General features: G+C 70.6%; 19 protein-coding genes. 10 read left to right on the top strand and 9 right to left on the bottom strand.

The genetic code is table 11. The features are described 5' to 3' along the window. Positions 1-142: 142 nt before the first annotated feature. The 4 genes from E1161_RS05920 to E1161_RS05905 all read left to right on the top strand — a co-directional run bounded on the left by E1161_RS05920 (position 143) and on the right by E1161_RS05905 (position 4,302). Entirely contained in the window at positions 143-889 is a 747-nt protein-coding gene (locus E1161_RS05920; RefSeq protein ID WP_132620372.1) for a lysophospholipid acyltransferase family protein, read from the top strand. Between the two features lie 45 nt (positions 890-934). Further along, complete coding sequence (locus tag E1161_RS05915) at positions 935-1,435, top strand: polyadenylate-specific 3'-exoribonuclease AS (RefSeq protein WP_132620370.1); 501 nt, start codon at positions 935-937, stop codon at positions 1,433-1,435. A gap of 144 nt (positions 1,436-1,579) precedes the next feature. Beyond that, positions 1,580-2,605: a 6-phosphofructokinase gene (locus E1161_RS05910; RefSeq protein WP_132620517.1), complete on the top strand. Its 1,026-nt coding sequence runs from the start codon at positions 1,580-1,582 to the stop codon at positions 2,603-2,605. A gap of 311 nt (positions 2,606-2,916) precedes the next feature. Then, complete coding sequence (locus E1161_RS05905) at positions 2,917-4,302, top strand: class II 3-deoxy-7-phosphoheptulonate synthase (protein WP_132620368.1); 1,386 nt, start codon at positions 2,917-2,919, stop codon at positions 4,300-4,302. 66 nt (positions 4,303-4,368) lie between these two features. Here the strand turns inward: E1161_RS05905 and mptB are convergent, their stop codons facing one another. Next, positions 4,369-5,940, bottom strand: coding sequence for a polyprenol phosphomannose-dependent alpha 1,6 mannosyltransferase MptB (gene mptB / locus E1161_RS05900; RefSeq protein WP_132620366.1), 1,572 nt, complete (start codon positions 5,938-5,940; stop codon positions 4,369-4,371). 215 nt (positions 5,941-6,155) lie between these two features. Further along, positions 6,156-8,153 carry a Stk1 family PASTA domain-containing Ser/Thr kinase gene (pknB, locus tag E1161_RS05895; protein ID WP_132620364.1) on the bottom strand — a complete coding sequence of 666 codons (1,998 nt, stop codon included), beginning with the start codon at positions 8,151-8,153 and terminating at the stop codon, positions 6,156-6,158. A gap of 147 nt (positions 8,154-8,300) precedes the next feature. Between pknB and E1161_RS05890 the strand changes: the two genes are divergently transcribed. Further along, a complete protein-coding gene (locus tag E1161_RS05890) occupies positions 8,301-8,666 on the top strand; it encodes an Rv2175c family DNA-binding protein (RefSeq protein WP_207920121.1) in 366 nt (121 codons plus the stop codon). Positions 8,667-8,708: 42 nt separating this feature from the next. Here the strand turns inward: E1161_RS05890 and E1161_RS05885 are convergent, their stop codons facing one another. The 4 genes from E1161_RS05885 to E1161_RS05870 all read right to left on the bottom strand — a co-directional run bounded on the left by E1161_RS05885 (position 8,709) and on the right by E1161_RS05870 (position 12,651). Then, on the bottom strand, positions 8,709-9,131 hold the full coding sequence (locus E1161_RS05885) for a PPOX class F420-dependent oxidoreductase (protein ID WP_132620362.1): 423 nt from the start codon (positions 9,129-9,131) through the stop codon (positions 8,709-8,711). A gap of 136 nt (positions 9,132-9,267) precedes the next feature. After that, complete coding sequence (crtI, locus tag E1161_RS05880) at positions 9,268-10,743, bottom strand: phytoene desaturase family protein (protein ID WP_132620360.1); 1,476 nt, start codon at positions 10,741-10,743, stop codon at positions 9,268-9,270. Between the two features lie 4 nt (positions 10,744-10,747). Continuing rightward, complete coding sequence (locus E1161_RS05875; protein ID WP_235874814.1) at positions 10,748-11,866, bottom strand: polyprenyl synthetase family protein; 1,119 nt, start codon at positions 11,864-11,866, stop codon at positions 10,748-10,750. A 122-nt stretch (positions 11,867-11,988) separates the two neighbouring features. Continuing rightward, on the bottom strand, positions 11,989-12,651 hold the full coding sequence (locus tag E1161_RS05870) for a DUF3153 domain-containing protein (protein ID WP_235874813.1): 663 nt from the start codon (positions 12,649-12,651) through the stop codon (positions 11,989-11,991). 110 nt (positions 12,652-12,761) lie between these two features. Here E1161_RS05870 and E1161_RS05865 point away from each other — a divergent pair, with 110 nt between their 5' ends. Next, positions 12,762-14,444, top strand: a complete 1,683-nt coding sequence (locus tag E1161_RS05865) for a DUF885 domain-containing protein (protein WP_132620358.1) — start codon at positions 12,762-12,764, stop codon at positions 14,442-14,444. A gap of 66 nt (positions 14,445-14,510) precedes the next feature. Here E1161_RS05865 and E1161_RS05860 read toward each other — a convergent pair whose 3' ends face one another. Next, the gene (locus tag E1161_RS05860) at positions 14,511-15,077 is read right to left on the bottom strand and encodes a GNAT family N-acetyltransferase (protein ID WP_132620356.1); all 567 of its coding nucleotides are present in this window, start codon (positions 15,075-15,077) and stop codon (positions 14,511-14,513) included. 245 nt (positions 15,078-15,322) lie between these two features. Here E1161_RS05860 and E1161_RS05855 point away from each other — a divergent pair, with 245 nt between their 5' ends. The 3 genes from E1161_RS05855 (at position 15,323) to E1161_RS05845 (ending at position 17,126) form a co-directional block, all read left to right on the top strand. Then, positions 15,323-15,778: an SAV_6107 family HEPN domain-containing protein gene (locus E1161_RS05855; RefSeq protein ID WP_132620354.1), complete on the top strand. Its 456-nt coding sequence runs from the start codon at positions 15,323-15,325 to the stop codon at positions 15,776-15,778. Between the two features lie 22 nt (positions 15,779-15,800). Beyond that, the gene (locus E1161_RS05850) at positions 15,801-16,535 is read left to right on the top strand and encodes a maleylpyruvate isomerase N-terminal domain-containing protein (protein ID WP_165939700.1); all 735 of its coding nucleotides are present in this window, start codon (positions 15,801-15,803) and stop codon (positions 16,533-16,535) included. Between the two features lie 72 nt (positions 16,536-16,607). After that, on the top strand, positions 16,608-17,126 hold the full coding sequence (locus E1161_RS05845; protein ID WP_132620350.1) for a GNAT family N-acetyltransferase: 519 nt from the start codon (positions 16,608-16,610) through the stop codon (positions 17,124-17,126). Between the two features lie 7 nt (positions 17,127-17,133). Here the strand turns inward: E1161_RS05845 and E1161_RS05840 are convergent, their stop codons facing one another. Further along, a complete protein-coding gene (locus tag E1161_RS05840) occupies positions 17,134-21,699 on the bottom strand; it encodes an ATP-dependent helicase (protein ID WP_132620348.1) in 4,566 nt (1,521 codons plus the stop codon). 467 nt (positions 21,700-22,166) lie between these two features. Beyond that, positions 22,167-22,289: a hypothetical protein gene (locus tag E1161_RS28305; RefSeq protein ID WP_268951371.1), complete on the bottom strand. Its 123-nt coding sequence runs from the start codon at positions 22,287-22,289 to the stop codon at positions 22,167-22,169. Between the two features lie 37 nt (positions 22,290-22,326). Here E1161_RS28305 and E1161_RS05835 point away from each other — a divergent pair, with 37 nt between their 5' ends. After that, complete coding sequence (locus tag E1161_RS05835; RefSeq protein ID WP_132620346.1) at positions 22,327-22,521, top strand: DUF3046 domain-containing protein; 195 nt, start codon at positions 22,327-22,329, stop codon at positions 22,519-22,521. The last annotated feature ends 18 nt before the right edge of the window (positions 22,522-22,539 follow it).

Here is a 22,539-nt window from a genome sequence, read left to right as displayed (position 1 = left end):
GCACCTCGGTGGGGGACGAGTGCAACGGACGATCCCATACCAGGTGTGACGTGATCGGTTCCCGGACGGTGCTCATTGTGCGCAAAGTTCGCGCTCCGTACGCTGAACAGCAAAGTTTCGCGCGTGAGGAGGCGGCGGCGCCGTGATGTACTGGGTGATGAAACACCTACTGCTCGGTCCCCTCATGAAGTTGTTCTGCCGCCCGCGCGTCGAAGGCGTCGAGCGCGTGCCGCGCGAGGGTGGCGCGATCCTGGTCAGCAACCACATGGCCGTCGCCGACTCGTTCTTCATGCCGCTGATGATGCCGCGCCGGGTGACGTTCCTGGCCAAGCGCGAGTACTTCACCGGGAAGGGTGTGCGCGGCAAGTTCAAGAAGGCGTTCTTCTCCGGCGTCGGCCAGGTGCCGATCGATCGCTCCAGCGGTGCCGCCGCGCAGGCCGCCCTGGACACGGGTGTGCGGCTGCTGTCGGAGGGCAAGCTGCTGGGCGTCTACCCGGAGGGCACCCGCTCCCCGGACGGCCGTCTCTACAAGGGCAAGACCGGCGTGGCCCGGATGGCGCTGGAATCCGGGATGCAGGTGATCCCGATCGCGATGTTCGGCACCGACAAGGTCAATCCGATCGGCTCGAAGATGTGGTGGCCGCACAAGGTCGTGGTCAAGGTCGGCGAGCCGCTGGACTTCTCCCGCTACGAGGGGATGGCCGGCGACCGCTTCGTCGAGCGCTCGATCACCGACGAGATCATGTACGCCTTGATGGAGCTCTCCGGCCAGGAGTACGTCGACGTCTACGCCTCCAAGGTCAAGGACGAGCTGGCCGCGAAGGGCAACGACCTGGGCGGGTGGAGCAGCAGTTCGGCTTCGCGGCTGCCGCAGTCCAAGGCGGGCTGACAGGCCGGACCGAGGAGCTCGGACGTTGCCGCATACGCTTCGTGGGTGCGGTACTTCTACGACTGCGAGTTCATCGAGGACGGGCGGACCATCGATCTGGTGTCGATCGGTGTGGTCGACGAGACGGGTCGCGAGTTCTACGCGGTGTCCACCGAGTTCGACGCCGCCCGCGCGGGCGCCTGGGTGCGTCAGCACGTCCTGCCGCAGTTGCCCCCGCCGGCCGAGCAGTGCTGGAAGTCCCGTGCCCGCATCCGCGAGGACCTGTACAAGTTCCTCACCTCGCGCAACGGGAACATCGAGCTGTGGGCCTGGTACGCCGCCTACGACCACGTGGCGCTGGCGCAGCTGTGGGGCCCGATGCCGACGCTGCCGTCCCGGATGCCGAAGTTCACCCGCGACCTGCGGCAGCGCTGGGAGGACGTCGGCAAGCCCAAGCTGCCGTCGGCCCCGGACAACGCCCACGACGCGCTCGCCGACGCCAAGCACAACCTCGAACGCTGGAAGGTCATCGAGGAGGTCCAGCGCAAGCGCGGATACCCGCTGTAGGGCGGTCTTCTCGATCTCGATGGCGGGTAATCGCGCCAGGTCCTTGCTGCACCGATCCAGTCCGTGCCACGCTGCCCCTCGGGGGAGACGTGGATCACTCAACGGGTTGGACTCAAGGAGGCGGCAACAGCGATGCCGGCTGGAATGCGTGTCGGAGTGCTCACCGGTGGCGGAGACTGCCCAGGGCTGAACGCGGTGCTCCGAGCGGTGACCCGCAAGGGGATTTCGGTGTACGAGCACGGGATCCTCGGATTCCGCAGCGGGTGGCAGGGCCCGGTGGAGGACCTGACCACGCCGCTGACGTTGGACAGGGTGGAGGAGATCCTCAACCGGGGTGGCACGATCCTCGGATCCTCGCGCACGAACCCGTACAAGATCGATGACGGCATCGCCCGGCTCAAGGAGACCATCGCCCAGCACCGGGTGGACGCGCTGATCGCCATCGGCGGCGAGGACACCCTCGGCGTGGCCGAGCAGCTCACCCATGACGGCGTGCCGGTGGTGGGCGTGCCCAAGACCATCGACAACGACCTCGATGCCACCGACTACACGTTCGGTTTCGACACCGCGGTGCACATCGCGACCGAGGCCATCGACCGGCTGCGCACCACCGCCGAGTCGCACCACCGCGCACTGGTCGTCGAGGTGATGGGAAGGCACGCGGGCTGGATCGCGCTGCACTCCGGCCTGGCCGGTGGTGCCAACGTGATCCTGGTGCCCGAGCAGGAGTTCAGCGTCGAGAAGGTCGTCGAGTGGGTCGAGCAGCGCTTCGAGCGTCAGTACGCCCCGATCATCGTCGTCGCTGAGGGAGCCGTCCCCGAAGGCGGCATGGAGCGGCTGGTGACCGGCGAGAAGGACGCCTTCGGGCACGTCCGGCTCGGTGGTGTCGGCACGTGGCTGGCCGATGAGATCTCCAAGCGCACCGGCAAGGAGTCGCGCGCGGTGGTGCTCGGCCACACCCAGCGCGGCGGCACGCCGACGGCCTACGACCGGGTGCTGGCCACCCGCTTCGGCTTGCACGCCATCGACGCCGTCACCGACGGCGACTTCGGCAAGATGGTCGCCCTGCGCGGAACCGACATCATCCGCGTCCCGCTCAGCGAGGCGACGGCGTCGCTGAAGACGGTCCCGCTGGAGCGCTACGCCGAAGCCGAAGTCCTCTTCGGCTGATCCGGCGATGCGGACGCGGGGACGTCGTCGGCGCCCCCGCGTTCCACCATGTGGACGACCGCGACGGGCGCCCGGAGGTCGAGCGTCGCGCGTCTCGTGGCTCCCGCGTCAGGTCAGGGCTGCCCTGAAGTGGTGCGTGTGGTGCTTGCGGTGACCTTGGTGGGCTTTTTAGGACGTGAGGGGTTCGCGCGGTGGACGGGCCCGCTCCGGTTCTGAATCGACGCCGACCGGTGGTCGGGGATCACGGCGACGGGTGTGAGACTGCGCTCCCGGCGGAAAAGCAGTAGCGCGGAGAGCCTATTCTTGTTCGCGTGAACTGGACCGTCGACGTCCCCGTAGATGACCTGCCCGAGTTGCCTCCGCTGCCGTCGGAGATGCGCGCCCGTCTCGACGACGCCCTGGCTCGCCCCGCCGCTCAGCAGCCGACGTGGCCGGACCAAGAGGTCGGCAACGTTCGCAAGGTGCTGGAGAGCGTTCCGCCGGTGACCGTGCCCTCCGAGGTGGACCAGCTGCGCCACCACCTCGCCGCGGTCGCCCGTGGTGAGGCGTTCCTGCTGCAGGGAGGTGACTGCGCGGAGACGTTCGCGGACAACACCGAGCCGCACATCCGCGGCAACATCCGGACCCTGCTGCAGATGGCCGTCGTGCTGACCTACGGCGCGAGCATGCCGGTGGTCAAGCTCGGACGAATCGCCGGCCAGTACGCCAAGCCGCGTTCGAGCAACACCGACGCGCTCGGTCTGCCCTCCTACCGGGGCGACATGGTCAACTCGCTGGTCGCCACCGAGGAGGCCCGGCGGCACGACCCGTCGCGGCTGATTCGCGCCTACGCCAACGCCAGTGCCGCGATGAACCTCTCCCGCGCGCTGACCAGCGCCGGGATGGCCGCGCTGACCAAGGTGCACGACTGGAACAAGGACTTCGTCCTCAACTCGCCGGCCGGCGAGCGCTACGAGTCCGTGGCCGCCGAGATCGACCGTGGCCTGCGCTTCATGCACGCCTGCGGTGTCGACGACTCCAGCCTGCACTCGGTGGAGTTCTTCGCCAGCCACGAGGCGCTGGTGCTCGACTACGAGCGGGCCATGCTGCGGCTGGACCACAGCGGCGACACGCCCCGGCTCTACGACCTGTCCGGTCACTTCCTGTGGGTCGGCGACCGCACCCGTCAGCTCGACGGCGCGCACATCGCCTTCGCCGAGCTGATCTCGAACCCGATCGGCCTCAAGATCGGCCCGAGCACCACGCCCGAGCAGGCCGTCGAGTACGTCGAGCGGCTGGACCCGAACAACGAACCCGGCCGGCTCACGCTGATCAGCCGGATGGGCAACGGCAAGGTGCGCGACGTGCTGCCCGCCATCGTGGAGAAGGTCACCGCCTCCGGGCACCAGGTGATCTGGCAGTGCGACCCCATGCACGGCAACACCCACGAGGCCAGCACCGGCTACAAGACGCGCCACTTCGACCGCGTCGTCGACGAGGTGCAGGGCTTCTTCGAGGTGCACAACCGGCTGGGCACGCACCCGGGCGGCATCCACATCGAGCTGACCGGTGAGGACGTCACCGAGTGCCTGGGCGGTGCCCAGGAGATTTCCGACTCGGACCTGTCCGGTCGCTACGAGACCGCCTGCGACCCGCGCCTGAACACCCAGCAGTCGCTGGAACTGGCATTCCTGGTCGCCGAGATGCTGCGAGGTTGATCTTCGACCGGTCGCTCGTCCTGCTTGGCATCGCACAGGGCCCGGAATCTCCTCCGGGCCCTGTTGTCAACGGCGGAGCAGGTGTTCTTCGCGGAGGTCGCGAGTGAAGTCGCGGATCGGGCCGCTCAGCCCGAGCGGGTCGAAGCGCAGCAGCGAGGTCCCGCCCAGCACGGCCGCGCCGATGCCGACGGCGACGAACGGCCAGTTGTACATCGCCTGCTCGCCGTCGGGGTAGTAGGCGAGCACCAGTGCGATCGAGGCGCCCACCACGTAGGACAGGGCGCGGGGGGTCCAGGCGAACGCGGACCCGAGCGCGAGACCCCAGGTCAGGTACCAGGGCAGCACCACGGGCGAGAGCAGCGCCCCGCAGCACAGCACGATCGCCGCGCGCCGCACCGCTTCGGTCCCACCGTCGCGGGCCTGCCACCAGTTCCAGGCGAGCAGCGCCAGCAGCAGCATCGAGCCCAGCGTGCGGGTGGTGCCCACGATCGGCCAGATGTTGAGCTCGCCGAACAGCGACAGCACGGTGTGCACGGCCTGCCCGACGGCGGTCGGCGCCGACAGGTAATTCACGATCATGCCGGGCGCCGACAGCGCCGACAGCCAGCCGAAACCGACCTTCGCCAGCGCCATGCAGGCGCCGAAGACCACCGCGAACACGCCCAGGGCGGGCGCGACCGCGTGCACGAACCGGCGTGGCCTCGGACCCTCCAGCCGGGCCGCCCAGATCCACACCAGGAACGGCAGCGCCAGCCCGGCGGTCGCCTTCACCGCCATCGCCGCCGACACCAGGCCGATGCCGAGCACGTTGCGTCCCCGCAGCATGGCCAGCGTCCCGGTCGCGAGCAGGCCGATCATCAGCATGTCGTTGTGCGGGCCGCCGACCAGGTGCACCACGGTCATCGGGCTCGCTGCGACCAGCCACAGCGCGACCGGCAAACGCCCGCCCAGGTGCTCGACCAGTCCGGGCAGCGCGCAGATCAGCAGCACCAGGCCGCCGAGCAGCACCAGCCGCATGACGATGACGCTGGCGATCACGTCGTGCCCGGCCAGCAGGATCACGCCCTTGGCGACGCCCATGAACAGCGGGCCGTAGGGCGCGGGGGTGGTCTGCCAGGTGGGGTGGACGTTCTCCGGGATCGGGCCGGTCAGCATCGCCGGGCCCACGCCGTAGGGGTCGAGGCCGTTGAGCGCGAGCAGTCCTTGGCCGAGGTAGCTGTAGACGTCGCGGCTGAACAGCGGCGGGGCGACCAGGATCGGCGCCAGCCAGGCGGCCGTCGCCCACAGCACTCCGCCTGAGGACACCAGTCGTGCGATCACGCCGCGGCCGAGTCGCACCCACGCCCAGACCAGCAGCGCGAACCCCGCGTAGACGACGGTGACCGCGACGTCGCGACCGTGGCCGTAGCGCAGCACCGACATCGGGCCGTCGCCGAGGACCGGATCGTGGATCAGGGTTCCCGCGGCGCCGACCGAGCCGGCCAGCAGCAGCACGGAACCGATCGAGCCGAGCGCGATGGTGCGCAAGGGCAGCGGACGTCCGGGGAGACGTCCGCCGAAGCTGAACGGGTCGGCTGTCGTGTCCTGGGTCCGTCCGGACCTGCCTGGTGCCGACTCCACGGAGACAATCGGGGCCATGGTGCGCTCAATATTTCCACAAGCGCCCGGCCGTCCTGCCCTGACCAGGTCAGACCGCGTGTTGCGATGCGTTCACGGATGATCTTCACATCCCGAATCGCCCCAGGTAGATCCACACGTAGCAAAAACGTTACAACTCAGACACGAGATCAGGATCACGCCGATGGGTGGAGATCTTCCACCGAAGAAGCGACCGCCGAATCGGGGAGCGAGTTTCAGAACGCCGTGACGTGGACGGCTGAGCCTGGTTGCACCCGGCTGCCCGGCAGCGGGTACTGGCCCAAGATCACCATGTCCTCGCGCTGGAACAGCGCCTGCACGCTCAGCTGAAGTCCGAGCTGAGCAACTCGGACCTGCGCCTCGGTGACCTTCATGCCGTTGAGGCTGGGCACCGGAACCGCGTTGGACACCACCACGCCGATGCGCGGACGGCCGACCAGCTTGACCTCGGTGCCGATCGTCGGGTTGGTGCTGACCACCTTCCCCGCATCGATGTCACCGTCGAACTGCTGGCCCGCCTCGTACGGCTCGAATCCCGAGTTGCTCAGCGTGGTGAAGGCGTCCTCGCGGCTCATCCCGCGCACGTCCGGGACCTGCACCGGCGGCGGGCCCTTGCTGACGATCAGCGACACCTCGGAACTCAGGTTCACCCGGGTGCCCGGAGCCGGGTCCACGCTGATCACGTGCCCCTCGGGCACCGCGCGGTCGTACTGCGCCGAGGACGAGTCGTGCTTGGGCTGCAGCTTGGCGTTGCGGATCAGGTTCTCGGCCTCCGCGACCGTGATGCCCGCGGCGATCTGCGGCACGGCGGGCTTGCCCAGCGACACCACGACTTCCACCGAACCACCGCTGCGCACCTGCGAACCCTCGGACGGGTTCGAGCTGAGCACGATGCCTTCCGGCACGTCGTTGTCGTTCTCCTTGGTCACGTTCGCCGTCAGCCCGGCACCGCGCAGCGACTGGACGGCCTGCTGCTCGGACACCCCGACGATCCTGGGCACCGAGACGTAGCTGCCGAAGCCGAGCCAGAACGCGGCGCCGCCCACCAGCGCGGCCAGGACCAGCACGATCGCGGCCCACATCGCGCCGTTGCGGCGGCCCTTGCGCCGTTGCGGCTCCATGCCCGCGCCCGGCCGCAGGGTGTCGTAGTCCTCGGTGGCCGGACGAGCGAGCGCGCGGGTGTGCTGGCGCGGCTGCTGCTCGAAGTCCGCCGGTATCGGCTCGACCCGGGTCGGCTGGGCTCGCACGGTCGGGAACTGCTGGGTCGGCGGGTCAGCGACCGGCGGCATCAGCGCGGTCGTGGCCTCCGAGGCCGGCACCGGTACGGCCACCGGGGCGATGCCCAGGTCGCTGCGCACCTGCTCCAGCTCGGCCAGGAACGCCTCCGCGTCGGCGGGACGCTGCGCCGGGTCGCGCCGGGTGGCGCGCAGGACGAGCGCGTCGACCGCGTCGGGCACCTCCGGTGAGGTCGACGCGGGAGGCGGCACGTCGTCGTTGACGTGCTGGTAGGCCACCGACATCGCCGTGTCGCCGGTGAAGGGCGGGCGTCCGGTCAGCAGCTCGTAGAGCACGACCCCGGCGGCGTAGACGTCGGTGCGCGCGTCGGCGGCACCCGTGGTGACCTGCTCGGGGGAGAGGTAGGCGACGGTGCCGAGGATGACGCTCCCGCTGGTCGTGCCCGCCTCGGCGGCGGCGCGCACCAGCCCGAAGTCGGCGACCTTGACCGACCCGTCCTTGCCGATGAGCACGTTCTCGGGCTTGACGTCGCGGTGCACCATGCCCGCGCGATGGGCGGAGGCCAGCGCCGAGAGCACCGGCTGCATCACGCTGATCGCCATGGCCAGCGGCAACTTCCCGCCGCGGTCCAGGATCAGGTCGCGCAGCGTGCATCCCTCGACCAGCTCCATGACGAGGAACACGTGGTCGCCGTCGGGTCCGTGGTCCACACCCTGGTCGTAGACGGCCACGACGTCGTTGTGGTGCAGCTTCGCGGCGGAGCGGGCCTCGCGCTCGAACCGGTCGACGAAGGAGCGGTCGCCCGAGTAGCGGGCGTCCATCACCTTCAGCGCCACCGGGCGCTCCAAGCGGGTGTCCAGACCTCGGTAAACGGTCGACATGCCACCGCGCGCGATCATCGAGTCGACCCGGTAGCGACGTTCGAGAAAGGCTCCGACGAGGCTGCTGCCCTGTCCGTGCCGCATCTCAGGTGTCATCGCTCGCCATTCCCCGGGGTCCTTGCCACCACCGATTGTGGCAGGTACGCGCACGGTACCGGTGCTCGGTCGGGCAGGGGCGGTGATCAACAACTTTACCCGTGCGGTGCGCGGCACGCCGGGCGGTCATGTGGCAAGGTGTTCGATGTGGTTGCAATTCCTGCTGCCCCGGACGTGCTGGCTCCCGATGTGGAGGTCGTGCCGCTGACCGCCGTGGCTGAGAAGCTCGGTCGGTCCGTCACCCGGGTGCACCAACTCATTCGTGATGGTCATCTGCTCGCCCTGCGGCGGAACAAGGAGCTGGGCGTGCCCAGCGCCTTCTTCGTCGACGACGAGATCGTGAAGGGGCTGCCCGGCACGATCACCCTGCTCCGGGACGCCGGTTACCACGAGGACGAGATCCTCCGGTGGCTGTTCACCCCGGACGACACGCTCCCGGGCTCCCCGATCGACGCACTGCGCGGCGACCGAGGCCGAGAGGTCAAGCGCCGGGCTCAAGCTCTGGGCTTCTGACGGGCTCCCCGGGTGGTGTGGCGCCACCCGGGGAGAACGTGCTCAGCCGGGCTGGTCGTTGTCCTTCATCGAGCCCCAGCCGTGCCACTTGTCGACCTCGATCCAGGCGCTGACCCGCGGGTTCTCCCGGTTCGGGTACTGGTTGCCGAGGTAGAGGTTGGCGAGGCGGTCGATGTCGACGAGTCCTTCGTCGTCCTTGAGCTCGGTCACCCGGCCGATGACGGTGACGTGGGTGTACCAGTCGCCGGAGTCCAGAACGCTCAGCGACACGCGCGGGTCCCGCTGGATGTGCTTGAGGCGAACGCGGGCGGCGTCCATGTTGATCATGGCCCGGCCGTCGTCCTCCCACAGGTACCAGGTGGGCGTGGACACCGGCGTGCCGTCGGAGCGCAGCGTCGTGATCACGGACGGGTTGGCGCGGCGCAACAGCTCGACGGCGTCGGGCGGCAGCGGCGGCTTGGACATGTGGTCTCCTCGATCACTGGGGTGTCGTTGCGGCGGAGCCGTGAAGATCACTGGTCCCCGCGATGAGCATCATCGCCACATCGGCGGTGCCCCGCCATCCGGGGTCGCGGGCACGAACCGCGTCCTCCTCGTCTGGTCAGCTGGAGCTCGGACGACCCAGGACCCGCTGCGCGGCGAGCTTCCCCGAGATCAGCACCGGAGGAACCCCGACCCCCGGAGTCGTGCCGGAACCCGCGAGGACGACGTTGCCCAGACCGCGCACGAGGTTCTTCGGCCGGAACGGTCCCGTCTGGGAGAAGGTGTGCGCGGCCGAGAACGGAGTGCCCGCGGCGTGTCCCTCCGCCGCCCACTCCACGGGCGTCACCAGGTCCGACGTCTCAATCGCCGCGCCGAACCCTGAGAACCCCCGGTCGTCGAGGACGCGCACCAGCTCCTCCCGGTAGCGGGGCCCCACCCGCGCCCAGTCGATCGGGCCGGTCTGCAGGTTCGGGCACGGCGCGAGGACGTAGTGCAGTTCCCTGCCGTCCGGGGCCAGCGACGGATCGCTCGCCGTCGGCCGGGTGACGAGCAGGGACGGGTCGGTCATCGGTCGCCCGTCGCGGATGATCTCGGTGAAGGTGCTCTGCCACGCCTCGCCGAAGGAGATCGTGTGATGAGCCGACGACCAGCTCCGCTTGGTGCCCGCGTGCAGCACCACGGCCGACGGCGACCATCGCAACCGGCGCTTCGGTCGGCTGCTCAGCAGCCGGTGCACCACGGGCAGGTCGGGGGTGAGCACCACCGCGTCGGCGGCGATCCGCTCGTCGGCGGTGAGCACCGCGCTGACCCGGTCGCCGCTGCGCTCCAAGCCGGTCACCTCGGTCGCGTAGTGAAACTCCACCCCGGCCTGCGCTGCGGCCTCGGCCATCGCCGCGGGCACCGCGTGCATGCCGCCGCGCGGGAACCACACGCCGTTGATCGTGTCCATGTAGGAGATCACCGCGTACAGCGCCAACGCGCGGCGCGGATCCAGACCCGCGTAGAGCGCTTGGAAGGAGAACACCCGGCGCAGCCGCTCGTCGCGCAGGAACCGACCGATCGCCGGGCCGAGCCTGCCGAAACCCCCGAGCGCCACCAGCCGCGCCAGTTCCGGCGAGACCAGGTCCAGCGGCGAGTCGAAGTTGGCGTCGATGAACCGGTGCATCTCCGCCCGGTAGACCTCGCTCAACCAGTGCCGCAGCCGCCGGTACCCGTCGGCCTCGCGCGGTCCGGCCAGCCGCCGCACCTCGTGCTCCATCGCGTCGGCGTCGGTGTGCACGTCCAGCGCCGATCCGTCGGTGAACCTCGCCTGGTAGGCCGGGTGCAGCGGGATCAGGTCCAGGCGTTCGCGCACTGACGAGCCGACGGCGTGCAGCGCCTCGTCGAGCAGCTCCGGCATCGTCAGCACGGTCGGGCCGGTGTCGATCCGGTACCCGTCGAGCACCTTCAGGCCGGCCCGGCCACCGGGCACCCCGGCGCGTTCCACGACCGTCACCCGCCGCCCCGAACCAGCCAGGTGCAGCGCCGCGGACAGCCCGGCCAGCCCGGCGCCGACGATCACCACGTGGTCGGTGCGTCCGGTGACCGAGCGCATGGCTTCAGTGGTTCCGGTCGGTGACCGCGATGGCCAGCTCGGCGAGCCGCGACGCCGCGGGCTCATCGAGCCCGGCGGTGTGCAGCGCGAGCATCGCCGATCCGGTCAGCTCGGTGATCCGCTTCTCGACGGCCGCCACCGCTCCCAGCTCGGTGAGCACCTCGCGGGCCGACTCCACCCGCTGCTCGGTGAGCAGCGGATCGCCCAGCACCTCGTGCAACAGGTCCAGCTTCGCCTGGTCGTCGCGCTCGTGGGCGGCCGCGACCGCCTCGGCGATCAGCACAGTGCGCTTGCCCTCGCGCAGGTCGTCTCCGGCTGGCTTGCCGGTGACCGCGGGGTCGCCGAACACGCCGAGCAGGTCGTCGCGCAGCTGGAACGCCACGCCGATGTCAGAGCCGAACCGGCGCAGCGCGGTCAGCGCCTCGGGCCTGGCCCCGGCGATCTCCGCACCCAGCTCAAGAGGCCGCTGCACGGTGTAAGAGGCTGCCTTGAGGAGGCAGATCTTCAACGCGGCTTCGGGCGATTCATCGACGTTGACCTGTCCCAGCACGTCCAGGTACTGGCCGGAGAGCACCTCGGTGCGCATCGCGCGCCACGGGCGCAGCGCACGCATCATCGCCTCGGCCGGGATGCCCGAGCTGTGCAGCATGTCGTCGGCCCAGGCCAGCGCGAGGTCGCCGAGCAGCACGGCCGCGGCCATGCCGAACTGGGTGTCGTCGCCGGTGTGCTCGGAGTCCCGGTGCTGCTGCTGGAACCGGCGGTGGATCGTCGGTTTGCCGCGCCGCGTGTCGGACTCGTCGATGAGGTCGTCGTGCACCAGCGCGCACGTCTGGATCAGCTCCAGGGCGCTGGCTGCCTGGAGCATCGCCTCCGCCTCGGGCCCGTTGGCCGTGCCACCGCAGGCCCGCCAGCCCCACCAGGCGAAGGTCGGGCGGATGCGCTTGCCACCGCCGAGCACGAAGTCGTTGAGCTCGGCCACCGCCGACCCGACTGCGGGGTCGAGGTCGGCCGCCTCGTCGCGCCGGGCCTGCAAGCAGGTGGCCAGCACCCGCTGGACGTGACCGGGCAGATCAGCTTCGAAATCGGCGTTGCCGCCGACGGCCCGCATGGTGGCCGAGTACATGGGAGGCACACCTCCATCCTGCGCGATACCGTCACGCGGCTTCCTGCGGGGCCACGGCGTTGCTCCCCGTATCTGGTCGAACTCCGGAGGGTCACGATCTCGGGTCGTTGCGGAGCTCGTGCTCAGAGCTTGGCGCCGGGCCGGGTTCGCAAGTGGTTGCGCAGGGCGAGCGCGGCGATCAGGACCGCCGAGACGATCGCGACTCCGCCCACCAGCAACGCCCACCCGATCCAGTCCAGACCGGAGCCGGTGGTGAACTGGAAGGTCGCGTACGGCTGGGTGACCTCGCCCGGGTTCAGCAGCCAGGTGACCGTGCCCGCGCTCTCCTCGCCGTTGGTCGTGGTGATCTGGCCCGGTGCGCTGATCTTGAGCTCGATGCCGCTGTCGGTGTCCGCCAGCGGCGTCAGATCCGCCTGGCCTTGGAAGATCACCAGCGAACCGCTGCGGTGCATCTGGAGCGAGAAGCGCGAATCCGCCGGGCTCATCGCCGCTGCGAGCTGCTCGACCTCCTGGAAGGAGAGGTCGTTGAACGACAGGTTCGCCCCGACCCTGGTGCCCTCCTTGTAGGGGCGGACATGGACGCGATCGGCCAGGGCCGGGGGCGGTCGGAGGTCGAACGGGACCTTGCCGTCCGGCGTTTCGGTGGCAACCAGCACCTCTCCGGACACCTTGTCGTCGCCGGAGATGGTCATGGCGGACCTGACGTGCAGGCATCCGCTGAGCATCGTGCCGAGCAGGATGATCAGCAGTACCAACAGGGTTCGGCGCGGTGTGTTCCCCTCCACGCGAGGGATGCTGCCATCGAAGCGGGGAGTTCGCCGTTCGTGTGATCGTCGGCGGTGTCCGCTTTTCGTCGTATCGCGTCGGTTCTTTCGGCGCGCGCTAGCGTGGCGGCATGGGAGTTGACCACAACGGCGTACACGCGATCAGCGACCGGTTCGTCGACGAGCTGGCGGCGCTCGATCCGATCGCGAGCACCTACCTGGGCCTGCCCGGTGGGGAAGAGCAACTGACCGACTACTCGCCCGACGGCCACCGGGCGCGCGCCGAACTGGCAGCCCGCAGCCTCGCCGAGGTGCGCGAGGCCGAACCGGCCGACGACGCCGAGCGGATCGCGAAGGCGGTGTTCACCGAGCGCATCGGGCTCGACCTCGAACTGCACGAGATCGGCGCGGACATGTCCTCGCTGAACGTGATCGCCAGCCCGGCGCAAGAGCTGCGGCAGGTCTTCGACCTGATGCCCGGCGACACCGACTCCGACTGGCGGACCATCGGCCGCCGCCTCTCGGCGATGCCCGAAGCGGTTCTGGGGCTGCGCGCCGGGCTGACCGAAGCGGCCGCGGCGGGCAACGTCTCCGCGGCGCGGCAGGTCCGCAAGGTCGCCGAGCAGTGCGACATCTGGTCCGGGCGCAACGGTGAGGAGTCGTTCTTCGCCGCGATGGTCGGCCGCGCCCAGGGCATCGAGGACTCGCTGCGCCGGGAGCTGGAGACGGCCGCGGAATCGGCTGCGGAGGCCTACGCCGGTCTGGCCGACTTCCTGCGCGGCGACCTGCTGCCCAAGGCACCGGTGAAGGACGCGGTGGGGGAGGAGCGCTACCGGCTCTGGTCGCGCTACTTCACCGGCGCGAAGCTCGACCTGCGCGAGGCCTACGAGTGGGGTTGGCAGGAGTTCTCCGGCATCGAGGCGGAGATGAAGCAGGTCGCCAACCGGATCAAGACCGGCGCGACGCTGGCCGAGGCCGCGGCCGTGCTCGACGCCGACGAGCGCTACCGGGTGCGCGGCCAGCGCGAGTTCGAGCAGTGGATGCAGCGGTTGTCCGACCAGGCCTTGGCCGACCTGCGCGGAACGCACTTCGAGATCCCCGACCCGCTGATGCGGCTGGAGTGCAAGATCGCCCCGCCCGGCGGGGGTGTTGGCGCCTACTACACCGGCCCGACCGACGACTTCTCGCGGCCCGGCCGCATGTGGTGGTCGGTTCCGGCCGACCGGCAGGACTTCCCGACCTGGCGCGAAGTGTCCACTGTGTACCACGAGGGCGTTCCCGGACACCACCTGCAGGTGGCGACTTCGGTGCACGAGGCCCAGCGGCTCAACAAGTTCCAGCGGCTGGCCTGCTTCGTCTCCGGGCACGGCGAGGGTTGGGCGCTCTACGCGGAGCGGCTGATGCGCGAGCTCGGCTACCTCTCCGACGACGGCGACCTGCTCGGCATGCTCAACGACCAGCTCTTCCGCGCCGCGCGCGTGGTCGTGGACATCGGCATGCACCTGGAGTTGGAGATCCCGGCCGGAACGGGGTTCCACGAGGGCGAGGTGTGGACGCCGGAGCTGGGACTGGAGTTCATGCTCAGCCGCACCATCACGGACCAGGCGCAGGTGCGCGACGAGATCGACCGCTACCTCGGCTGGCCCGGTCAGGCCCCGTCCTACAAGCTCGGCGAACGCCTGTGGCGCGCCGCTCGCGACGAGGCCAGGCAGCGCCACGGCGCGAACTTCGACGTCAAGGCGTTCCACACCGAAGCCCTCAAGATGGGCTCGATGGGCCTGGACACCCTCCGCGAACAACTCGTGGAGCTGTAGTTCAGTAGTACCCGGAAGGCGAGAACTGCGGCGTTCGCCTCGACGAGCACCGCAGTTCCGCGTCGGTCAGGGCTGGAGGGGCAGGGGGCGGCCCAGGACTGCGAAGGGCCTGGGATCACCGGCGAAGCTGTAGTTGCGCAGGACGTCCTGGAAGCCGACGCGCTGGTAGAGCTTCCAGGCGCGGGTCGGGCCCTCCGGGGTGGACAGCAGGACCTTGCTGCCGGGTGCTCCGGCGAGCAGCTTGCGCAGGATCTCCTCGCCGAGGCCGGCGCCCTGCGCGCTCGGGTGCACGTGCAGCTCGGTGAGTTCGAAGTAGTCCTCCAGCCAGGACTCCCCGCCGCCGCCGGCGGTGGCCAGTCCTTGGCGGACCTGCTCGTGCCACCACTGGCCCGGGGCGCCGAGGTAGCCGTAGCCGATGCCGGTGAGCTCGTCGTCGTCGTTGAACGCGCCGATGCAGCGCCAGCCCGCGCGAAGCATGTGAGCGGACCACATGGGCGCGCGCTGCTGGGCGGTCACCGGTGGGTAGCCCATCGCGGTCACGTAGATCCGGAGGGCTTCCGGGAGTCTCGCTCGCATCTGTTCGGCGGTCAGTTCGAATACCCGGTCGCAGCTGGGGGATGGCGCAGCGGTCACGGCCGAACACTAACGCCTCTCGTGTCTGAGGTCTTTCCTGCTCCCGGGCAACGCTGTCGCTCGGCACCTCACGCTCACCTGCACTCGAACAGGTGAGCTACAGCGCATCGCTTGAGTCGATCTCGGCTCGGCGCTAATCTGGGCATGTTCGAACGGGCGTTCGATGCCTCGTTCGGGCCTCGGTCCGGTGGTGGGGTGGGGGAAGCACCTCACCACCGGACCTCACCGCTGAAGGGAGAGAGCCGATGTCTTATCCCACCGACCTGTCGATCCCGTCGCCGCGACACTCCGTCGAGAACCAGGGGCCCACGCCGGAGGCGGACACGCCCGCCGGTGCCCTCTCGCTCCTGCTGCACGCGCGAACCTGCCTGCACGAGGCCGAGACCGCGGACCGCCCGGGTGAGCGGTTCATCGCCGCGCACCTGGCGGCGCTGCGGGCCGCCACAGCGGTGGTCGTGGCGCGCGTCGCGCCTCGCGAGGACAAGCGGCCGGCGAGCGTGTGGCAACTGCTCACCGCCGCCGCACCAGAACTGCGCGAGTGGGCCGCCTACTTCGCCGCGCGCTCAGACCAGCGGGCCGCTGCCGAGGCCGGGGTCCCGACCACGACTGACGCGCACGCCGACGAACTGCTGGACAACAGCCGGAGATTCCTCGGCATCGTGGGGCGGAGCCTGCTGGGGGCGACGCGTGAACGGTGCTGACGTGGGACTCGAACACGGACGCATGCTCGATCAACTGGGCATCGAGGCGCAGTTGCTGACCGCTGCGACGCACGACGTGCACGTCGACGCACCTGTGTTCAGCGCGTCCGGCCGCACGGTCGGCCAGACGCTCCGACACCTCGGTGACCTGTGCGAGGACGTGCTGTGCTGGCTCGGGTCACCGGAGGCGCAACGCCACTGGGGCCTGCCCGCCGAACCGGACTTGCGGGAGCTGACCAACCGGTTCGCCGTCCGGATGGCCGACCTGCTCGCCGAGTTCATCTCCCGACCGCCGGACGACCCGTGCCCGACGTGGTGGCCCGAGCAGCACGCAGTGGCCTTCTGGGTGCGGCGGATGCTGCACGCCACCACCGTGCACCGCGCCGACGTGCAAACGGCGGCGGGCATCGAGCACACGCCGATCGATCCGGAGGTCGCCGCCGACGGCATCGACGAGGTGCTGCGAGCCTGGTTCGGCTACCGCCTTCACTCGCTGCAGATCACCGCGACCCGGTCCTGCTCGGTGGGCGTGCACGTGCCCGGACGCAACTGGCTTGTCACCGCGGATCCGAGTGGTGCGGCGGTGAATAGCTCCGAGGACGTGGTCACCACGACCCCGGACGCCGTGGTCGGCGGCGACCCGAGCGCCGTCTACCTGTGGATGTGGGGCCGGTTGCCCAACCGCGCCGTGGAGACCAGCGGCGACCCGGACGCCATCGCCCAGCTCTGGGGCCTGCTGCAACTGGCGACCCGGTGACCACGAGCCCGCCGTGGTCGGTTCGTCGAAACTCGATTGCCCGAACTCAGGAGGGGGCCACGTCGTGGGCGGATGCTGATCCGCCGAGAAGTCACCGCCGATCTCGCCGCCATCGGTCAGGTGCACGCCGCGGCCTTCGCTGACGCCGAGGACCCGCACCGCGTTCCGGCCGAGGTCGGGCTCGTCGACGCCCTGCGCCTGGGCGATGCGTGGCTTCCCGCGTTGTCGCTGGTCGCCGAGCGTTCCGGGGAGGTCGTCGGGCACGTGGTGTGCAGCCGAGCGCACGTCGGTGCGGTCCCGGTGCTGGCGCTCGGGCCGATCGGCGTGCCGCCGGAGTCGCAGCGCGCGGGCATCGGATCAGCGCTCAAGCACGCGGTGCTCGGCGCCGCCGACGCGCTCGGCGAACCGCTGGTCGCGCTGCTCGGCCACCGCGAGTTCTACCCCCGGTTCGGCTTCGAACCCGCCGCGAACATCGGCATCACACCGGCGGTGCCCGAGTGGGCCTCGCCCCTCCCGGTCCGCCCGCTGGCCGGGTACGACCCGGCAGTGCGCGGCGAATTCACCTGCACCGCACCGTTCATGGATTCGTAGCGAACGCTCACGACCGAAGCCGGAGACCTTTCGGCGTGGCTCGGAACCCCGCCTCCGCGAGGACTTCCGCCAGCCGCGAACCCCACGCGCCTTCGCCGTCGGCTCGCTCGACCGCGAGCTGGTCGAGCCAGCCCTCGCGCACCACGCGGGCAAGGCCCGCTGCCGCCGCCCGGAGCGCGGAATCGGCGTCGGTGAACGACAGCAGGGACTTGCCGCCGCGTTCGACGTAGAACACCGCCTCACCGGCCACCAGCACCACCAGCGCGCCGGCCTTCCGGCCCGGCCGGTGCCGGGTGTCACCCATCGGCGCGGGCCAGTCCAGCGCGCCGCCGTAAGGTTGCGCGGGATCTGCGGCGGCCAGAACCACCGCGTCGGGGCTCGCCTCGTCGTCGCCGGACAGTGCGCGCAGCCGGTCGATCGCACCCGGAACCGCGAACTGCGCGGCGCCGAGCCCTTCGATCACGTAACCGCGCCTGCAGCGACCGGACTCCTCCATCGCCCGAAGCACCTTGTACACCGCCGAGAACCCGCCGGTCACCCGCTCGACGTCCAGGGCGCCGCGGGTCAGCACCCCGTGCCGTTCCAGGAACGCTTCGGCGCGGGCGTGCGCGCGGCGCGTCGGCTCGGCGGCGGGTTGCGGGGCGAGTGACCAGCGTCCGGACACCGTCGGTGGCCCACCGCGCGGCGGCATCGAGGGACGGCCGGCCCGCAGCCGCGCGTACCGGCCGCGCGGCGCGCTGCGACGCGGTTTGTGCGCGGCACCGCGGCCGGAGACCAGGGCGCGCAGCGGGGCGAGGGTGTCGTTGGTGACCGCCCCGGCCCAGACCAGGTCCCACAGCGCGGTGGTGATCACGTCGTCGGCAGGTGCTGCTTCCTCTTGCTCCAGCAGCAGTCCGACGGCCCGATCGGCCAGCTGCCGGAAGAACAGCGCGCCACCCTCCAAAGAGGACAGCACCGCTCGGTGCAGCGGCGAATCCGCCGAATTCTCCGGGAGGTCCGGCAGCAGGAGGTCGGAAACGTCGGTCGGGGCGAGCGCGATCCACCCGTCACCACCGGCCAGCGAGCCCGACCCCACCCAGCTCACCTCACCCGTCGCGGTCAGCTCGTCGAGCAGCGCGGGGTAGTAGCCGGGCAGCCGCGCGGGCAGCACCAGCGACTCCAGGGCACTCGCCGGGACCGGTGCCCCGGCGAGTTGCTCGACCACCGAGTACACGTCGTCGACGGTCGGAACGGTGCGCAGCCGCGCACCGATGCCGTGCCACACCGGCAGGAACCGGCCCAGCGCGGCGGGTTCCACCGGTTCGACCTCGGCCCGCAGCCGTGCCAGCGACGCCCGCCGCAACCGGCGCAGCACCTCGGCGTCGCAGTAGTCCAGCGCACCTCCTCCACCGGCCTCCAGGGGGCGCAGTTCGCCGCGCACCAGACGTCCGGAACCGGTCAGCCGGTCCAGCACGCCGTGCACCACGGCCACGCCCAGCCCGAACCGCCGGGCAGCGGCATCGGCGGTGAACGGGCCGCGGCAACGCGCGTAGCGGATCAGCAGGTCGGCCAGCGGATCGGCGACGGGTTCGGTGAACGCCTCCGGCACGCCGACCGGCAGCGCGACGCCGAGCGCGTCGCGCACCTTGCCCGCGTCCTCGATGGGGATCCAGCGCTGCTCACCGGCCATCCGGACCTCGAGGGCGCGGCGCTGCTCGGCCAGCTCCTCGAGCCACTCCGGTCGCACACCGCGCTTCTCGGCCTCCGACGTGGACAGATCGCCGAGGAAGCGCAGCAGATCGGCCGCGCCTTCGGCGTCGCGCGCGTGGCGTTCGGGGGCGAGCCGCTGCAATTGCTGCTCGATCTCGTCCAGGGCCTCGGAATCCAGCAGTTCGCGAAGCGCCTCCGAGCCGAGCAGCTCGGCGAGCAGCGTGGAGTCCAGGCTCAGCGCCGCCGACCGGCGCTCGGCCAGGGGAGCGTCGGTCTCGTAGAGGAACATTCCGATGTAGCCGAACAACAGGCTGCGCGCGAACGGCGAGGGGGTCGGCGTCTCGACCTCGACGACCCGCACCTTGCGGGCCGCGACCTGCTGCATCAGCTCGGTCAGACCCGGCACGTCGTAGACGTCCTGCAGGCATTCCCGCATCGCCTCCAGCACGATCGGGAACTGCTCGTACTGCGCTGCCACGGTGAGCAGCTGCGCCGACCGCTGCCGCTGCTGCCACAGCGGGGTGCGGCGGCGGGGGTCCCGGCGCGGCAGCAGCAAGGCCCGCGCCGCGCACTCCCGGAACCGGGCGGCGAACAGCGCCGAACCGCCGACCTCGTCGGTGACCATCTGCTGCACCTCGGTCGGTGGGAGCAGCACGTCCTCGGCGGTCGGCAGCACCTCGGCGCCGGAATCGTCGAGCGCGTCGGCCAGCCGCAGCACGATGCCGTCGTCGGAGGAGGCGATCTGCGGTTCGACGCCGCGCCGTTCCCTGATCCGCGCGCCGACGGCCAGCGCCCACGGTCCGTTGACCTGGGCTCCGAAGGGGGAGTGGATCACCATCCGCCAGTCGCCGAGCTCGTCGCGGAACCGCTCGACCACGATCGTCCGGTCGTCCGGCACGTGCCGGGTGGCACGCCGCTGTTCGTCCAAGTAGGACATCAGGTTGTCGCGAGCCCACTGGTCCAACCCGGCGACCGTGAGGCGTTCCCGGGCGTCGTCGGCATCCGCGCTGGTCAGCTCGCGGACGAAGGCGCCCAGGGCGCGTCCGAGCTCCAGCGGTCGTCCGGGTTGATCGCCCTTCCAGAACGGCATCCGCCCGGGCTCGCCCGGCGCCGGGGTGACGATGACCCGGTCGTGGGTGATGTCCTCCACCCGCCACGCGCTGGTGCCCAGCAGGAACGTGTCGCCGACGCGGGATTCGTAGACCATCTCCTCGTCGAGCTCACCGACCCGCACGCCACCGCGACCGGCCTCCTCGTCGCCGGGCGTGGTCACGGTGAACAGGCCCCGGTCGGGAATGGTGCCGCCGGAGGTCACGGCGAGCCGCTGCGCGCCGGGACGGGCTCGCAGCTCGTCGTTGACCCGGTCCCACACGATCCTCGCCCGCAGCTCGCCGAACTCCTCGCTGGGGTAGCGCCCGGCGAGCATGTCCAGCACCGCGTGCAGCGCCGAGTCCGGCAGCCCCGCGTACGGGGCCGAGCGGCGCACCAGCGCGGCGAGTTCGGCCACCGGCCAGTCGTCCATCGCCGCCATCGACACGATTTGCTGCGCCAGCACGTCCAGCGGGTTGCGCGGGTAGGCGATCGACTCGATCAGCCCGCCCGCCATCCGTTCCGACACGACCGCGCAACCGATCAGATCGCCGCGGAACTTCGGGAACACCACGCCGCGGGAGACCGCGCCGACCTGGTGACCGCCGCGCCCGATGCGCTGCAGCCCGGAGGCCACCGTCGGCGGCGTTTCGATCTGCACCACCAGGTCGACCGCGCCCATGTCGATGCCCAGCTCCAGCGAGGAGGTGGCCACCACGCACGGCAGTTGCCCGGACTTGAGCTCCTCCTCGACGACGGCCCGCTGCTCCTTCGACATCGAGCCGTGGTGCGCCTTGGCCACCACCGGTGGAGCTCCCGAGCCGATGCCGGAGCCGCCGACGGCCTCCGCGGGGAACCGGGTCGCCGGCTCCGGCTGTTCGGCGGCGAGCTCGTTGATGCCGGCGGTGAGCCGTTCGGCCAGCCGCCGCGAGTTGCTGAACACGATGGTCGATCGGTGCTGCTGGATCAGCTCCAGGACGCGCTGTTGGACCGAAGGCCAGATGGAGGTGTGCTGTTCGGCCGCCTGCTCTCCGGTCTCGCCGGTGGACGCGCCGAGCTCGGCCAAGTCCGGAACCGGCACCTCAACCCGGACCTCGACCTCCTTGGGGTGGGCGGGCTGCACGGTGCGCAACGGCCGACCGCCTGCCAGGTAGGTCCGCACCTCCTCGACGGGTCGCACGGTCGCCGACAGCCCGACCCGCTGGGCGGGGCGGGCAAGCAGCTGGTCGAGCCGTTCCAGCGACAGCGCCAGGTGCGCGCCGCGCTTGGTGCCCGCGACCGCGTGCACCTCGTCGACGATCACCGTCTCCACCCCGGCCAGCGATTCGCGCGCCGCCGAGGTCAGCAGCAGGAACAGCGACTCCGGAGTGGTGACCAGCACGTCCGGCGGTTTGCGGGCGAAGGAACGTCGCTGGTCGGCGGGGGTGTCGCCGGTGCGGATGCCGACCTGGATGTCCGGCGGCTCGCTGCCCAGCCGCTGGGTGGCCTGCCGGATCCCCGCCAGCGGCGCGCGCAGGTTGCGCTCCACGTCCACGGCCAGGGCCTTCAGCGGTGACACGTAGAGCACCCGGCAGCGCTTCTTCGGCTCCGACGGCACGCCCTCGCAAGCGAGCCGGTCGAGCGCGGAGAGGAAGGCCGCGAGCGTCTTGCCGGATCCGGTCGGTGCCACCACCAGGGCGTGCTCGCCCGCCGCGATGGCCTGCCACGCGCCCCGCTGCGCCTCGGTGGGCGAGTCGAAGGCGCTGCGGAACCAGTCGCGGGTCGCGGCGGAGAAACCGTCCAGCACGTCGCTCATCGGATCCAATCGGCGTGACGCCCGCCTTCAGGCGGGCGGGGGAGCCGAACCCGAGTGTTGTTCGTGACCAGAGATCGGCGCTTACAGGTTGACGTCATATCTCGTGAGGCGCGAGTACGACGCAGGTGGAGCGGGCGTGCAATAGCGCTTCCACCCCATGCGGGGCAGGCTGCGGAGCTGCCGCGTGCCATCGGTTGCCTCCGGGAGGTCCACAACTTCGCCCCTGGGTGCCAGGGCACTCCGCGTTCAAGTACCGCTGGCGTGACGGCCTGTGGAACTGGTGCAAGACCTCAACGGGATTCCCCCCGAACGGGGAGCAGGAACTGTCGAGCGCGAGCTCGATGGAAATCCACCCCCTCAGGGAGGGGAGCGGTCGAGCTCCCCATGGTGGGCCCACCACCGGCGATCGGTGCTGGTGATGACGCTCGTCCGACCCGAGGTCAACGGGGCCGTGGGGGTGGCGCCGTTCACTTCCGGTTCTGCCAGAGGAAGCGGACGGCCAGCGCGATCACGGCCAAGAGGGTCGCGGCGATCACCACTTGGCCCAGCGGCGTGGACATACCGGTCGGATCGGTCTGCAGGAGCAGCACACCACCAGCGTACGGGCGCCACGTAGGCTGGTCGACGATGCGCCACACCGCTTTCCGCCAACGCATGGCCGAGGAGTTCGGCAGGGTCCGGGCCGAGATGCTCTCCCAGGATCACGTGTTCTCGGCCCTCGGAGGGCGCACCGTGGACCAGGCCCTGGAGGACGGCTACACGACCAAGGAGGTCTGGGCCGCGGTCTGCGAGACCTTCGAGGTCCCGCCCGAACGCCGCTAGGGGTTGTTGAGATCGCCT

Origin of the sequence: Saccharopolyspora aridisoli (genome assembly GCF_004348445.1) — a bacterium.
GTDB lineage: Bacteria > Actinomycetota > Actinomycetes > Mycobacteriales > Pseudonocardiaceae > Saccharopolyspora > Saccharopolyspora aridisoli.
This window is presented reverse-complemented; position numbering and strand designations above follow the sequence as displayed.